This window comes from Speluncibacter jeojiensis (assembly GCF_029589495.1).
GTDB lineage: Bacteria > Actinomycetota > Actinomycetes > Mycobacteriales > Mycobacteriaceae > Speluncibacter > Speluncibacter jeojiensis.
Genome location: NZ_JAAIVF010000004.1, coordinates 100396 through 113013, shown reverse-complemented (window position 1 = coordinate 113013; position 12618 = coordinate 100396). Strand labels below are relative to the sequence as shown.

General features: G+C 69.5%; 14 protein-coding genes. 5 read left to right on the top strand and 9 right to left on the bottom strand.

Features of this window, described 5'->3' with window-relative positions; all coding sequences use genetic code 11:
• Positions 1-4: 4 nt before the first annotated feature.
• Positions 5-1048: a ferrochelatase gene (locus G4X40_RS13780; RefSeq protein ID WP_277833279.1), complete on the top strand. Its 1044-nt coding sequence runs from the start codon at positions 5-7 to the stop codon at positions 1046-1048.
• A gap of 32 nt (positions 1049-1080) precedes the next feature.
• On the opposite strand, the gene G4X40_RS13775 is transcribed toward G4X40_RS13780, so the two are convergent.
• Positions 1081-1986 (bottom strand): hypothetical protein, encoded by a 906-nt coding sequence (locus G4X40_RS13775; protein WP_277833278.1) that lies wholly within the window; start codon positions 1984-1986, stop codon positions 1081-1083.
• An 89-nt stretch (positions 1987-2075) separates the two neighbouring features.
• Here G4X40_RS13775 and G4X40_RS13770 point away from each other — a divergent pair, with 89 nt between their 5' ends.
• From G4X40_RS13770 to G4X40_RS13760, 3 genes are read left to right on the top strand one after another with little or no spacing between them, the layout of a single operon-like run.
• Positions 2076-2909, top strand: a complete 834-nt coding sequence (locus G4X40_RS13770; RefSeq protein ID WP_277833605.1) for a DUF3097 domain-containing protein — start codon at positions 2076-2078, stop codon at positions 2907-2909.
• A gap of 55 nt (positions 2910-2964) precedes the next feature.
• Complete coding sequence (locus tag G4X40_RS13765; RefSeq protein WP_277833603.1) at positions 2965-3396, top strand: NfeD family protein; 432 nt, start codon at positions 2965-2967, stop codon at positions 3394-3396.
• Positions 3396-4628, top strand: a complete 1233-nt coding sequence (locus G4X40_RS13760; RefSeq protein WP_277833276.1) for an SPFH domain-containing protein — start codon at positions 3396-3398, stop codon at positions 4626-4628. Before G4X40_RS13765 ends, G4X40_RS13760 begins: the two co-directional genes overlap by 1 nt.
• 71 nt (positions 4629-4699) lie before the next feature.
• Here G4X40_RS13760 and G4X40_RS13755 read toward each other — a convergent pair whose 3' ends face one another.
• A complete protein-coding gene (locus tag G4X40_RS13755; protein ID WP_277833602.1) occupies positions 4700-6154 on the bottom strand; it encodes an NAD(P)-binding domain-containing protein in 1455 nt (484 codons plus the stop codon).
• 185 nt (positions 6155-6339) lie between these two features.
• On the opposite strand from G4X40_RS13755, the gene G4X40_RS13750 reads away from it, so the two are divergent.
• On the top strand, positions 6340-6756 hold the full coding sequence (locus G4X40_RS13750; protein ID WP_277833275.1) for a helix-turn-helix domain-containing protein: 417 nt from the start codon (positions 6340-6342) through the stop codon (positions 6754-6756).
• Between the two features lie 37 nt (positions 6757-6793).
• Here the strand turns inward: G4X40_RS13750 and G4X40_RS13745 are convergent, their stop codons facing one another.
• The 7 genes from G4X40_RS13745 to G4X40_RS13715 all read right to left on the bottom strand — a co-directional run bounded on the left by G4X40_RS13745 (position 6794) and on the right by G4X40_RS13715 (position 12487).
• The gene (locus G4X40_RS13745; RefSeq protein WP_277833274.1) at positions 6794-7924 is read right to left on the bottom strand and encodes an alpha/beta fold hydrolase; all 1131 of its coding nucleotides are present in this window, start codon (positions 7922-7924) and stop codon (positions 6794-6796) included.
• Positions 7925-7966: 42 nt separating this feature from the next.
• A complete protein-coding gene (locus G4X40_RS13740) occupies positions 7967-8293 on the bottom strand; it encodes a hypothetical protein (RefSeq protein WP_277833273.1) in 327 nt (108 codons plus the stop codon).
• A gap of 71 nt (positions 8294-8364) precedes the next feature.
• The gene (locus G4X40_RS13735) at positions 8365-10044 is read right to left on the bottom strand and encodes a PHA/PHB synthase family protein (RefSeq protein ID WP_277833271.1); all 1680 of its coding nucleotides are present in this window, start codon (positions 10042-10044) and stop codon (positions 8365-8367) included.
• On the bottom strand, positions 10034-10543 hold the full coding sequence (locus G4X40_RS13730; protein ID WP_277833270.1) for a MaoC family dehydratase: 510 nt from the start codon (positions 10541-10543) through the stop codon (positions 10034-10036). Before G4X40_RS13730 ends, G4X40_RS13735 begins: the two co-directional genes overlap by 11 nt.
• A 424-nt stretch (positions 10544-10967) precedes the next feature.
• Entirely contained in the window at positions 10968-11105 is a 138-nt protein-coding gene (locus G4X40_RS13725) for a hypothetical protein (protein WP_277833269.1), read from the bottom strand.
• A 42-nt stretch (positions 11106-11147) separates the two neighbouring features.
• Positions 11148-11729, bottom strand: a complete 582-nt coding sequence (locus tag G4X40_RS13720) for a hypothetical protein (protein WP_277833268.1) — start codon at positions 11727-11729, stop codon at positions 11148-11150.
• Positions 11730-11788: 59 nt separating this feature from the next.
• Positions 11789-12487, bottom strand: a complete 699-nt coding sequence (locus G4X40_RS13715; protein WP_408642215.1) for a TVP38/TMEM64 family protein — start codon at positions 12485-12487, stop codon at positions 11789-11791.
• Positions 12488-12618 lie beyond the last annotated feature (131 nt).

Below are 12618 nucleotides of genomic sequence, written 5' to 3'. Positions count from 1 at the left end.
CGCAATGTTCGATGCGCTACTGCTGCTGTCCTTCGGCGGCCCCGACAAGCCGGAGGACGTGCGGCCCTTCCTGGAGAACGTCACCAGGGGCAGGGGCGTGCCGCCGGAGCGGCTGGACGAGGTCGTCGAGCACTACCTGCACTTCGGTGGTGTGTCGCCGATCAACGCGCTCAACCACGCGATCATCGCGGCGGTGCAGCAGCAGTTCGCTTCCGCCGGAACCGAATTGCCGGTGTACTTCGGCAACCGGAACTGGCATCCGATGGTCGAGGGCACCGTCGCCCGCATGAGCGGCGACGGTGTCCGCCGGGCATTGGTGTTCCCGACGTCGGCGTGGGGCGGGTACTCGGGCTGCCGCCAGTACGACGAGGACATCGCCCGCGCACGGGCCGCGGTGGGCGAGGGCGCACCGGAGCTGGTGAAGCTGCGGCAGTACTACGACCACCCGCTGATGGTGGACGCGGTGGCCGATGCGATCACCGCGGCCCGGGCGACACTCGCTCCGGCGCACCGTGATTCGGCGCGGCTGGTGTTCACCGCGCACTCGATCCCGGTGTCCGCCGACGTCGCGGCCGGCCCCCCGGACCTCGGCGGTCGCCTCTACAGCCGCCAGGTGCAGGAGGCTGCGCAGTTGTGTGCGGCGGCGGTGGGTGTCGACGACTTCGACGTGGTGTGGCAGTCGCGGTCCGGGCCCCCGCAGGTGCCGTGGCTCGAGCCGGACATCCGCGATCACCTCGACGCGCTGGCGTCGGCGGGGACCGAGGCGGTCATCGTGTGTCCGGTCGGCTTCGTGTCCGATCACCTCGAGGTGGTGTGGGACCTGGACACAGAGGCGCGCGAGCGGGCCGCGGAGCTCGGCATCGGCTTCGCGCGGGCGGCCACCGCCGGGGCCGATCACCGGTTCGCGCGGATGATCGTGGAACTGGTCGCCGAGCACACCGAGGGGGTGGCGGCGCGGCGGCTCGGTGCGCTGGCGCAACTGGGGTGCACCGTCGACGGCGCGCCGTGCGCGGTCGGGTGCTGCGAGCCGGTTCGCCGCCCGCGCTGACCGCGATCACGGTCTCGCCGGGCCCGACCGTGTCAGGATGCGGCGCCGTATCCGCCGGTGCCGGGCTGCTGCAGTCCGGCGGCGACCGCGGACAACCGCGCGTCGCGCACCGAGTCCCACAGCGGCCGCAGTGCCTGTTCGCGTTGCGGCGCGCCGGGGTGCCCGCCGGTGGCGTTGCCGCCGGCGACCGTCAGGATCGCCGCGACGTGGGCGGCCGAGTCGAGCACCCGCAGAGCGCGTTCGGGCAGGTCGTCCGGGTAGCGGTGCACGCCTGCGCGGGCCATCAGGTCGGCGACGACTGTCCGGGGGTCGCCGGTGGCGTCCGAGGATTCCGGTGTGCCCAGGCGGGTGAGCGTCTCGGCGGCGTCGCGGACCGCGGTGCGCATCGCGTATTCGGCCTCGCCGAGCGGTGCCGCGGTGGTGGGCAGGGCGGCGATGTCACCGCCCTGCACGTGCACCACCCAGCGCAGCACGTCGGGGCCCTCGACGACGGGGACGATGCCGACGATGCCCGCCGGGCCGGGGAGCGTGTGATCGGTCCCGGTGTGCACGACGAGGGCTTCGCCCGCGGCAGTGGCCTCGCGTGCCAGCGCGCTGCCGACCGGCAGACCGCGGACGTCGCCCGGAACGGGCAGTGCGAGCGTCAGGTGGGCCACACTGGTGCGGGTCCGGCCGCGGGATTCACGCAGGATACGCAGCAGGGTCGGCACTGCCTGGTCCTCGACCGCCGGCCACGGTGTACCGGTGGCCCGGGCGCTCGCCTCGTCCGCGGCGGTGACCAGATGCATCGGCGCCCACGGCGCCATCGCGTCGATGACGTCGTCGGGGGCGGCGCTGCCGCGCAACCAGGCGTCCGCCCACAACGTCAGGCTCAGGCTCGGGCACCCGTCGGGGGACTTGCCGAATGCGGACGCGGGGCTGTTCAGGGGATCGGACATGACCAGACAAGGATAAGACCCCGTGCGGGGTCGGCGCGCCGTCCCGGCGCGCGCGGGTGTGATCACTACGCTGACCCAGCGTGAGCGACATCTACGGGGGCGACATCTTCGCCGGTCATTCGCGTAAGCAGCGCCGCAGGGTGCCGGAGGTCGCGGCCGAGCGCGGGCTCGTCGCCGAGGATCCGGTGAGCGGTTTCTGCGGTGCCGTGGTCGGTTTCGAACGCAGCTACGACGGCGAGTTCGTGCGGCTCGAGGATGCGAGCGGGCGCACCCGGATCTTCGCGATGCGCGAGGCCGCCTTCCACATCGACGGCAAGCCGGTGACGCTGGTCCGTCCGGCCGCCGCCGCGCAGCAGCCGCAGCGCTCCGCCTCCGGGTCGGTGCGCGTCGAGGGACTGCGGGCGCGCACCGCCCGGGCCAGCCGGATCTGGGTGGAGGGCATCCACGATGCCGCGCTGGTCGAGCGGGTGTGGGGTCACGACCTGCGGGTCGAGGGTGTGGTCGTCGAGCACATCGAGGGTGTCGACAACCTCGCCGACCGCCTGGCGGATTTCGGTCCGGGGCCCGGTCGTCGGGTCGGTGTGCTGGTGGACCACCTGGTGGCAGGGTCCAAGGAATCGCGGCTGATCGGCGGGGTCGACGGGCGCGGCCTCGGCGAGCACGTGCTGGTCACCGGGCATCCTTACATCGATATCTGGCAGGCGGTGAAGCCGTCGGCACTCGGCATCGAGGCGTGGCCGGACATCCCGCGCGGGCAGGACTGGAAGACCGGCGTCTGCCGGGAACTCGGCTGGGGCACGCCGCAACAGGGGTGGCGCCGGATCGACTCGGCGGTGTCGACCTTCCGCGACGTCGAGTCGCCGCTGATCGGGGCCGTCGAGCGACTGGTCGACTTCGTCACCGAGGAACCCCAGGCCGACTGACCGCTCGGATCTCGTGGTGCTGCTCATGATCATCAGCTCTGGTTAGATGGATCACGTGGTGGCGTTGATCTGGTTGGCGGCAGCGGTGGTACTGGCGGGCGCGGAGGCCGTGACCGGCACCTTCTACCTGCTGATGCTGGCCGGGGGCGCGTTGATCACCGCCGGCGTGTCCGGGTTGACGGACCTGCCGGTGTGGGGTGATGCGGTGGTGTTCGCGGGCGTGTCGCTGGCACTGCTGGTCGGGGTGCGCCCGATGTTGTTGCGGCGCTTCGGGACCCCGCCGGAGTTGCAGACGAACGTGGCCGCCCTGACCGGGCGGCAGGCGGTCGTCACCGAACAGGTCGCGCTGGATTCCGGGCAGGTCAAGCTCTCCGGGGAGATCTGGACCGCCAGGCCGCTCGACTCCGCCGCGGTGTACCACCCGGGCGACACCGTGACCGTGCTCAAGATCGATGGCGCGACCGCCATCGTGTTCAAGGAGGCCTGATGGCTGCGGCACTGATAGTTCTGGTGATCATCGTGGTGCTGGTGGTGATCATCGTGGCGAAGTCGGTCACGCTGGTGCCGCAGGCGCAGGCGGCGGTGATCGAGCGGCTGGGCCGGTACGTCAAGACGGTCTCCGGCCAACTGACGTTCCTGGTGCCGTTCGTGGACCGCGTCCGGGCGAAGGTCGACCTGCGTGAACGCGTCGTGTCGTTCCCGCCGCAGCCGGTGATCACCCAGGACAACCTGACGGTGTCGATCGACACCGTCGTGTACTTCCAGGTCACCAATCCGCAGGCCGCGGTGTACGAGATCAACGACTACATCATCGGCGTGGAGCAGCTGACCACCACGACGCTGCGCAACGTGGTCGGCGGGATGACGCTCGAGGAGACGCTGACCTCGCGTGACTCGATCAACGGTCAGCTGCGCGGGGTGCTCGACGAGGCGACCGGTCGTTGGGGGCTGCGGGTGGCGCGTGTCGAGCTCAAGTCGATCGACCCGCCGCCGTCGATCCAGGAGTCGATGGAAAAGCAGATGAAGGCCGACCGCGAGAAGCGGGCGATGATCCTCAACGCAGAGGGCATGCGCGAGTCGTCGATCAAGACGGCCGAGGGCAACAAGCAGTCGCAGATCCTCGCGGCCGAGGGCGCCAAGCAGGCCGCGATCCTTGCGGCCGAGGCTGATCGCCAGTCCCGGATCCTGCGGGCCCAGGGCGACCGCGCCGCCCAGTATCTGCGGGCGCAGGGCGAGGCGAAGGCGATCGAGAAGCGGTTCGCCGCGATCAAGGCGGGACGGCCCACGCCGGAGCTGCTGGCCTACCAGTACCTCGAGACGCTGCCGGAGATGGCGCGTGGCGAGGCCAACAAGGTGTGGCTGGTGCCCAGCGACTTCGGTTCGGCGCTCAAGGGATTCGCCAAAACCCTCGGCGTGCCGGGGGAGGACGGGGTGTTCCGCTACGAGCCGAGTGCGGCCGACGCGGACCTCGCCCGGCCCGAGGACGACTCCGACGAGGTCGCCGACTGGTTCGAGACCAAGACCGACCCGGCGATTGCTAAGGCGGTCGCCGCGGCAGAGGCGGTGGCCCGTCAGCCGGTCGCGGGGGAGGAGCCGCGTGCGGTGCACCAGGCCGTACCGCAGCCGCAGATTCCCGTCGCGCCGCCCGCTGCGCCGCAGCCCCCGGTTCCGCCGCAACCCGAGGGCGGTCCTCGTCAGCAGTACCCGCCCCTGCCGTAGCCGGGACAGCCGTAGCCGGCCTCGTCCGACGCGCGCACGGCGTGCCGGACGAGGCCGGAGTCCGGCCTGGGTCAGGAGGACCGTTCAGCCGGTACGGCGGCGCTCCGGGCCGCTCGGTGGCGGCCGATGGGGGTCACCTTCCGCGGTGCGGCCGATCGTCCGGTACCGAAGTCGTTGGCGAGGAACGATAGCGCCGAATCGTCGAGAATGTTCATCCACTCGTCGTGCAACGGCGGTGCGATGCTGCCGGTGAGAGTGGAGGCGTAACTGCAATTGCGGTAGCCCATGATGTCGTTCTTCTTGTCGTGCTTCCACTGCTTGAAGAGCTCCCCCTGCTTCTCGACGTGGAACTCCGGATAATCGGTCCGGTCGACCAGGTCGCGGATGTAGGCCGCCTGGAAGTCGATCTCCTCGGCCGCCGTCCGGAGATTCTCCTCATGTTCGCGCCAATGGTCGATGTCACGCTCGCGGCCATCGTGGTCCGGCAGTTCGATCCGGCCCAGCACGACATCGCGCACAAACCAGGCCTGGGCGTCGAACATGTTGAACGTGAAGTACTGGTCTTGCATTCCGAGGAAGAACAGGTGCGAATTCGCCTGGGAGACCACGCCTTTGTAGATGCCCCGAGGATAGAGTCGATTGTTCGTCCGCAAGGTCAGCTCGTCGGGCAGGAACGGGAAATGGTGGCGGTATCCGGTGCAGAGGATGATCGCGTCGACCTCCCGATCCGTCCCGTCCGCGAATCGCACGGTGCTGCCGTCGACCTCGGTCAGCAGCGGTACCTCCACCATTCCCGCCGGCCAGTCGTGCCCCATCGGCGCCGAGCGGTAGCTGAAGGTGACCTCGGCGGCGCCGTACTTGAAGCACTGGGTGCCGATGTCCTCGGCGGAGTAGCTGCTTCCGACGAGCAGCAGGCGTTTTCCGGTGAACTCCCGGGCGTCGCGGAAGTCGTGGGCGTGCAGCACACGGCCGGGGAAGCTCTCGATGCCGGGGAAGTGCGGGGCGTTCGGGGTCGAGAAGTGGCCGGTCGCGACCACCACGTCGTCGAACAGTTCGGTCTCGAGCCGTCCGCTGCGCTGGTCGGCGACCGTGACCGCGAACCTGTCCGGGCCAACGCTGCCCGAGGGGACCGTCTCGACCCGGCGCACGGCGGTGTCGAAACGGATGTACTTGCGGACGTCGTCCTGATCGACCCGGCCCAGGATGTAGTCGTGCAGTACCGCCCGCGGCGGATAGGACGGAATCGGCCGGCCGAAATGTTCTTCGAAAGAATAGTCGGCGAATTCCAGGCATTCTTTCGGGCCATTCGACCAGAGGAAGCGGTACATGCTGCCGTGCACCGGTTCGCCGTACTGGTCGAGTCCCGTGCGCCAGGTGTAGTTCCACATGCCGCCCAGGTCGCCCTGCTTTTCGTAGCAGACGATGTCGGGTATTGACCCAGGATCCTTTTTGCGTGCCGACTCGAATGCCCGTAGCTGCGCGAGGCCGCTCGGTCCGGCTCCCAAAATCGCGATCCTTGGCGTCAAAACATGCCTCCTGTTCCTCGTGTAATCCCTCTCCTGCTTAGCACAGCGAAATAAGGTTTGGCGAATTCGTGGTGCGCGCGACAGGCCTTCGTGCGGACCGCCGGACTCGGCGAAATCTCCTCCATCGCAGCGTCTTTGATCGACCGGCGGGGGTATCGGGAGACGCATTCAGTAGGCTTGCCCACATGGCGGATGATGCGAAGCCCCCGACGCTGGGCGAGTTGATCCGGCAGCAACGGGAGCTGGCCGCGGTGCCGATGCGCACGTTCGCCGAGATGGTGGGCATCTCGAATCCGTACCTGTCGCAGATCGAACGGAACCTGCGGGCGCCCAGTGAGCAGGTCTTGGAGGCGATCGCCGAGCACCTGCACACCTCTGCGGACATCCTGACCGCCAAGGCTCACCGCGCCGACGCCGAGGAGGTGGCGGAGGTGGTCGCGGCCATCCGAAGGGACGGCGACCTCACGAAGGCGCAGCGGGCGTCGCTGGAGGAGATGTATGACACATTCCGTCAAGTGACGCTCGAGAAGCGGCGGCGGGGTCGCGGCTCGGATCGAGCAGGGGACGGTGCGGGGGAGGGTATGGCCGCAGCCGGCGATTGAGTCGGCCGGCAGGCAGAGTCGGTGGTCCGCCGCGCATTCACCGCTGGGAGAGCGCGGCGACGTCACGCAGGATCGGGCGCCATGCCCGCCGGAGCACCGAGGCGTCCACGATCATGTCGAGGTGACCGCAGTCGACCGTGCGCCGGACGATCCGGTGCGGGGGCGTCGAGACCCGGTCGGCGAGCGCGAGCACCTGACGGCTGGGGACGATCCGGTCGCGGCTGCCGGTGAGGAGGAACAGCGGGCAGGTGATCGCCGCGAGGTCGACTGCGCCGCCACCGACGACGAGCTTGCCGCGGACCAGCTCGTTGCCGGCGAAAAGGTGGGTGAGCGTCCAGCGGTAGAAGTCGGTGGGCACGCCGCACGGGGTGTCGAGCCAGCTCTCGAGGGCGATGTGCGCGTCTGTGCGGTCGGGGGAACCGATGTGCGCCCACATGTCCGCGAGCCGGCCGATCTGCTCGGGCCATTCCGCCCAGCGCAGCGCCGCCGCCTGCCCGGCGGCGGAGGGCCGGGCCATGCGCGTCGCCCGTCGGACACCACGCGTCGCCGCCCGTAGCCCGCGCGGCAGCGGTGTCCCGAGGGAGAAGTCGATCGGTGCCGACGCGACGGTGAGCGTGTGCACGCGATCCGGGTGGCGAGCGGTGTACATGGCTGCGAGCCAACCACTCTGGGAGAACGACACCAGATTGACCGGCACACCCAGGTGCTCGATCGCGGCGTCGACCGCCGCGACGACGGTGTCGATCCCGGTGGCGGACGTGGGAGCCGGCTCCCACTCGTCGGAGGGTGTCCAATCGAGGCAGTGGACGCCTGTGAGCCCCGCGGTCATCGCGGTCTGCACCAGGCTGTGCCCGTGCGCGAGGTCCATCACGCACGAGGCGTGCCCGGACAGCGGCGCCAGCACGAGCGTGGGCACCGCATCGGTGACGGGGGAGAACTGCAGCAGGCGAGCCGAGGCGCGACGCATCCGCACGGTGTGCGGATGGGTGAACTCTGGCGGGCGGCGGCTGATCACCGCCCGCCAGAACTCGAGACAATCGGTCGCGGCACCCAGTGGGCTCACGCCGCGCGATGCGGACTCCTGCAGGTACCCGGTCCATGCCGTGACCGCCGCTGTCGTGAGTTGCCGCTGCGAGTGCAGCGCGTTCGAACACGATTCGCGAAGCATGTGCACGTCCTCCCCGTTTCCGGGCCCTGCCGGGCCGTCCTGCTAGGCCAGGATGCCGCGAGCGGCGGTGCTGGCGGCGCTGCTGATTCCCTTGATCAGCGAGGCCTGGGCGTCGACGACCGTGTCGACCCAGCCGAGCTTCGTCGCACCGGCGACCGACTTGTTGAAGTCGAGCACCGAGTCGACGGCCTTGTCGTACGCGTCGATGGCGAGCGTGCCGGACTGCTTGGCGGCGTCGACGAACTTCTCGCCGAGGCCCTGGACGCGCGCGACGTTCTCGTCGAACGACTTGGTGAGGGTCTCGACGCTTTCGGCGACGGCGGCGTTCGCGCCCGTCGCGGCGGGCTTGGGGGTGGTCTGGGTGGCCATGTCAGCTCCTTGTTGTAGGTTCGGTTAGCAAGTTAGCACACTCAGTGCTAATCCATTGGTTTCGGTGCGGCTCAACCGAAGACGTACGTTCCCGGCGCGGCGCCGAGAACCGGGTGACGCTTGCTGCCCATCGGCGGCGGTGACTGCAGGTCACCGGCGCGCGCGGCCGACCAGGTGGCCCAGTCCTGCCACCACGAAACCGTCTCGCGACTGGCCTCGCCGCGCCACTGCTCGGGGTCGGTGGGCAACGGTGCCGCGCCGTCCTCCGGCGCGCCGACCGTCTCGATCCAGCTCTTCTTCCCCGGCGGGTTGACGATGCCGGCGATGTGCCCGCCGTTCGAGAGCACGAAACGGACCTTCCCCCCGAACAACAGTGCGCCGGCGTACGACGATGTCCACGGCACGATGTGGTCGTCGACCGCCCCCACCAGGTAGACGTCGCCCGATATGTCGCCGAGCGAGATCGTGCGCCCGGCGACCTCGAATGTGTTCTGCGCCAATTGGTTCTCGCCGTAGAGCGAGCGCAGATAGGTGCTGTGCATGGCCGCCGGCATCCGGGTCGAGTCCTCGTTCCACGCCAGCAGGTCGAACGCCGGCGGAGCCTCGCCGAGCATCCAGCGGCTGATCCAGTACCGGAAGATCAGGTCGTTCGCGCGCAAGAGGTCGAAGGTCAGCGCCATGTCCGCACCGTCGAGGAATCCGCGCCGGGACATGAGCGTGTCCGCGCGCGCGAGGGTCGCGGGGTCGGTCAGCAGCCCGAGCGCGCCCGGGCTGCTGTAGTCCAGGAGGGTGTTCGCGAGGGTGATGGTGCCCACGCGGGTGTCGCCCGCGCCGGCCAGGTGGCCGGCGGCGATCGACGCCATGGCGCCGCCGAGGCACAGGCCGACGATGTCGATCGTCTTCGCCCCGGTGATCTCGCCGACGACGTCCATCGCGGCCGACACACCGTCGGTGAGGTAGTCCTCGAAGGTCACGTCCTGCATGGACGCGTCGGGGTTGCGGTAGGAGATCAGGAAGACCGTGCGCTGGTGGCGGATCGCCCACTCGACGAAGCTGCGGCCCGGGCCGATGTCCATGATGTAGTACTTGTTGATCCATGGCGGGCACGCGAGCAGCGGTGTGGCGTAGACCGACTCGGTCTGCGGTGCGTACTGGATGATTTCGATCAGGTCGTTGCGGTAGACGACCTTCCCCTCGGTCGCCGCCATGTTCTCGCCGAGCACGAAGGCGTTCTCGTCGGTGCGCAGCGGCCGACCACCCCGCCGGACGACGTCCTCGACGAAGTACGACGCCCCGCGCGCCAGGCTCTTGCCTCCGGTGGCGATCGCCCGGCCGAGCACCTCCGGATTGGTGAAGGGGTTGTTCGTCGGCGCCGCGACATCGAGCAGCAACTGGGCGAACTGCTGCGCCTTCGCGGTGGTGATCGCGTCCGCGCTGCCGGCATCCACCAGGTCGTCCGCGAACGAGCGTGCGCACAGGTACGACCGGAGCAGTGCGAAGTAGGCCGGGTTGTCCGCCCAGGCCGGGTCGCGGAATCGCGCGTCTCCGGGCGCGGGCGCTCCGTCCTGCGCTCCCACCGCGACCTGCATTGTCGCGGAGGGGATCTGGGAGAGTCCGGCGGCCAGCCTGCCGGTTGCAGCGGCGACCCCGGCAGGGTTGAGGGCGGCGTTCTTCGCGACCGTGGCACCGGCCGCGAGCCATCCGGCGGGGTCGACCTTCGCGGACACGCGGCGCTTGACGTCACCGAGCACGGGAGTCTCCTTCCGCGGCGCCGGCGAGGTAGCGCACGATCATCTGCGCCACGCACACCGGGCGTTCGACGCCGGTGGCGTCGAATGTCAGGGTGACCGCGAGTTGATATCCGCCCGTGCACGGCTCGACGGAGGTCACCTCGGCGAGCGCGCCGATCGACGAACCGACCGGGACCGGGGCGGGGAAGCGCACCTTGTCCAGTCCGTAGTTGATGACCTGGGCGCAGTCGGTGACGTCGAGCAGGTCGAAGAAGAACTCGACGGCGAGAGACAGCGTCAGATAGCCGTGCGCGATCGTGGTGCCGAAGGGACCGGTCGCGGCGCGGGCCGGGTCGACGTGGATCCACTGGTGGTCGTTGGTGGCGTCGGCGAACAGGTCGATGCGGTCCTGCGTGACGACGATCCGTGACGAGGCCCCGAGGCTCTTGCCCTCGAGCCCGGGAAGTTCGGCCATGGTGACACGTCGCGTGCCGACCCCGCCCTGTGTTTCGGTGGTCATTTCATCCCCTGTGTACGGATTTCGGAATTCTCCGGAATCGATGCCATTCATTGCCGGCCTGCGCATTCACGAAGAAAATTGCGCACGGCGCCGAGTACCGGTTACCCGGAATATCGGGAAAGCGCCGAAAAGGTGGTCGGACGGCCGGAGCATATAACGGACGTGAATGAATGGTCGTCCACATGAGGCGCTCAGTGGAATGGACATCCGTCCAGTCGGGGGCCGCATTTGCGGTGACCTCTCGGCACGTATACCGCAGGTCGGGGTCCCTCTGCTGGCCTTATTCGGGAAATGGCGCGCTAAATGGCACGCGGTGCCGATCGAATACGGCACGCGGTGCCGACTGGTAAATTACCGCCGGGTAGCAATTTTCTACCGACGGGTAGTCATTTGTGTGAACGACGCCGAATGTCGACGGTGACGGTCAGCCCAGTAACGCGCGGCCGACCCCGCACGCGGCGACCGCCCACAGCACACTGGAGAACGTGCCGATGATGAATTGCTCGGAGGCTTCGGGCTCGCGCAGTTCGGGATATCGGGTGGTCCCCTTGACCGCCGGCACGACGGCGATGCCCTCGGGCCGGCCGGAACAGGCCGGCGGCGATCACAGGTCGGCCTCGCGGAGCAGGCGCTCGGCCAGCGAGCGGCCGGCGACCTCGGGTTGCCAGGCGGCGGCGGACAGGCGTTGGGAGACCGCCTGTTTGCTGATGCCGAGCGCCTGCGCCACCTCGGCCTGGGTGTGGCCGCGGTCCATCAGGCCGACCGCGGCATGGCCCTGCGGCGACCGGCGCGAGACGATCAGCGCGACGAGTGTCAAGGCGGTCTCGGCAGCCTCGGCGCTATCGGCGTGGGGGCCGGTCACCGCCACCGGGACGTGGGCCGACTTGGCACGGGTGACCGCCTGTCGGGCGGCCTCGAGCGCGGGTCCGCGCCCGGCGCGGGTGCTCGCCGGCAGGGGCTCGTCGACGCGCCCGAGTCCGATGCCGACGCTCCAGTGGCCGCGCCGGATCAGGTCGAGGGCGAGGGTGACGGTCAGCCGGGGGCTCTCGGTGACCGCCTGCGCCTCGTCGCCGGCGGTGCGCTCGAACGGGCGCAGCAGCGGGGCCCTGTTGAGGTCGTTGATCAGTGAGTCGACGCGGTCGATGTTGCGTCGGCTGCCGCGTTGGTCGACGGTCAGCACGTACACGTCTCACCCTCCCGGGAGCTGGATCCGTCCGGCGAGGTTACGACCTTGATCGCAAAGAGTCAAGGTTTAAGACTTGATTGTGAAGTGTCCAGTGTTGGTCCTTGACAGGCGTTGGCCTTGACGGTCGTGTCCTTGACGGGCGTGCGCGCGTCGACGACCAGTCCGATCAGTCCCACCGCGAAGCCGGCCGCCGAGACCGCCAGCAACGCAGGATTCGACCCGCCGGTCAGCGCGTTGCCCAGCAGTACGACCGCCACCGTTCCGGGCAGCACCCCGACCACCGTGGCCAGCAGGTATGGCGCGGTCCGGATCGCCGTCACACCGCAGCAGTAGTTGAGCACCGAGAACGGCACCGCGGGGATCAGCCGCAGCGAACCGACGGAGAGCCACCCGCGTTGCCGCAGACGCCGGTCGACCGCCGCGGCCGCCGGATGGGTCAGCCGCGCGGAGACGGCCTCGCGTCCGATCGCCCGCACCAGCATCAGTGCGGCGATCGCGCTGATCGTCGTCGCTGCGACCGCGACCCCGATGCCCAGTGCGGGGCCGAACAGCACGCCCGCCGCGAAGGTGAAGAACGTGCGGGGGACGGGGGTGATCGTGATCAGCGCGTGGGCCAGCAGGAACACCAACGGGAAGGCCGGGCCGATCGCGGTGGACCACTGGCGGACCGCGTCGATCGACGGCATCGGCACCAGGGCCACGAGCACGACGAAGCCGAGTGCCGCGAGCAGCGCGCAGCAGAGTTTGACGCGGGACATCGCGCGCACCGCGCGCGCCGAGGCCGCGGCGAGGTCGGATGCGGCGCCGGTGAGGTCGGCGAGGGTGCGGGTGCTCACCTGCGAGAGGTTACGGTGCCCGGCTGGAAACGATGTAAGGCCAGGTCTTCGCC

What these genes read in the sequence shown, in the direction of transcription:
- G4X40_RS13740 (WP_277833273.1), bottom strand. Translation starts at nt 8,293, where the DNA reads ATGGCCACCCAGACCACCCCCAAGCCCGCCGCGACGGGCGCGAACGCC.
- G4X40_RS13780 (WP_277833279.1), top strand. Translation starts at nt 5, where the DNA reads ATGTTCGATGCGCTACTGCTGCTGTCCTTCGGCGGCCCCGACAAGCCG.
- G4X40_RS13760 (WP_277833276.1), top strand. Translation starts at nt 3,396, where the DNA reads ATGGCTGCGGCACTGATAGTTCTGGTGATCATCGTGGTGCTGGTGGTG.
- G4X40_RS13745 (WP_277833274.1), bottom strand. Translation starts at nt 7,924, where the DNA reads ATGCTTCGCGAATCGTGTTCGAACGCGCTGCACTCGCAGCGGCAACTC.
- G4X40_RS13775 (WP_277833278.1), bottom strand. Translation starts at nt 1,986, where the DNA reads ATGTCCGATCCCCTGAACAGCCCCGCGTCCGCATTCGGCAAGTCCCCC.
- G4X40_RS13715 (WP_408642215.1), bottom strand. Translation starts at nt 12,487, where the DNA reads ATGTCCCGCGTCAAACTCTGCTGCGCGCTGCTCGCGGCACTCGGCTTC.
- G4X40_RS13750 (WP_277833275.1), top strand. Translation starts at nt 6,340, where the DNA reads ATGGCGGATGATGCGAAGCCCCCGACGCTGGGCGAGTTGATCCGGCAG.
- G4X40_RS13730 (WP_277833270.1), bottom strand. Translation starts at nt 10,543, where the DNA reads ATGACCACCGAAACACAGGGCGGGGTCGGCACGCGACGTGTCACCATG.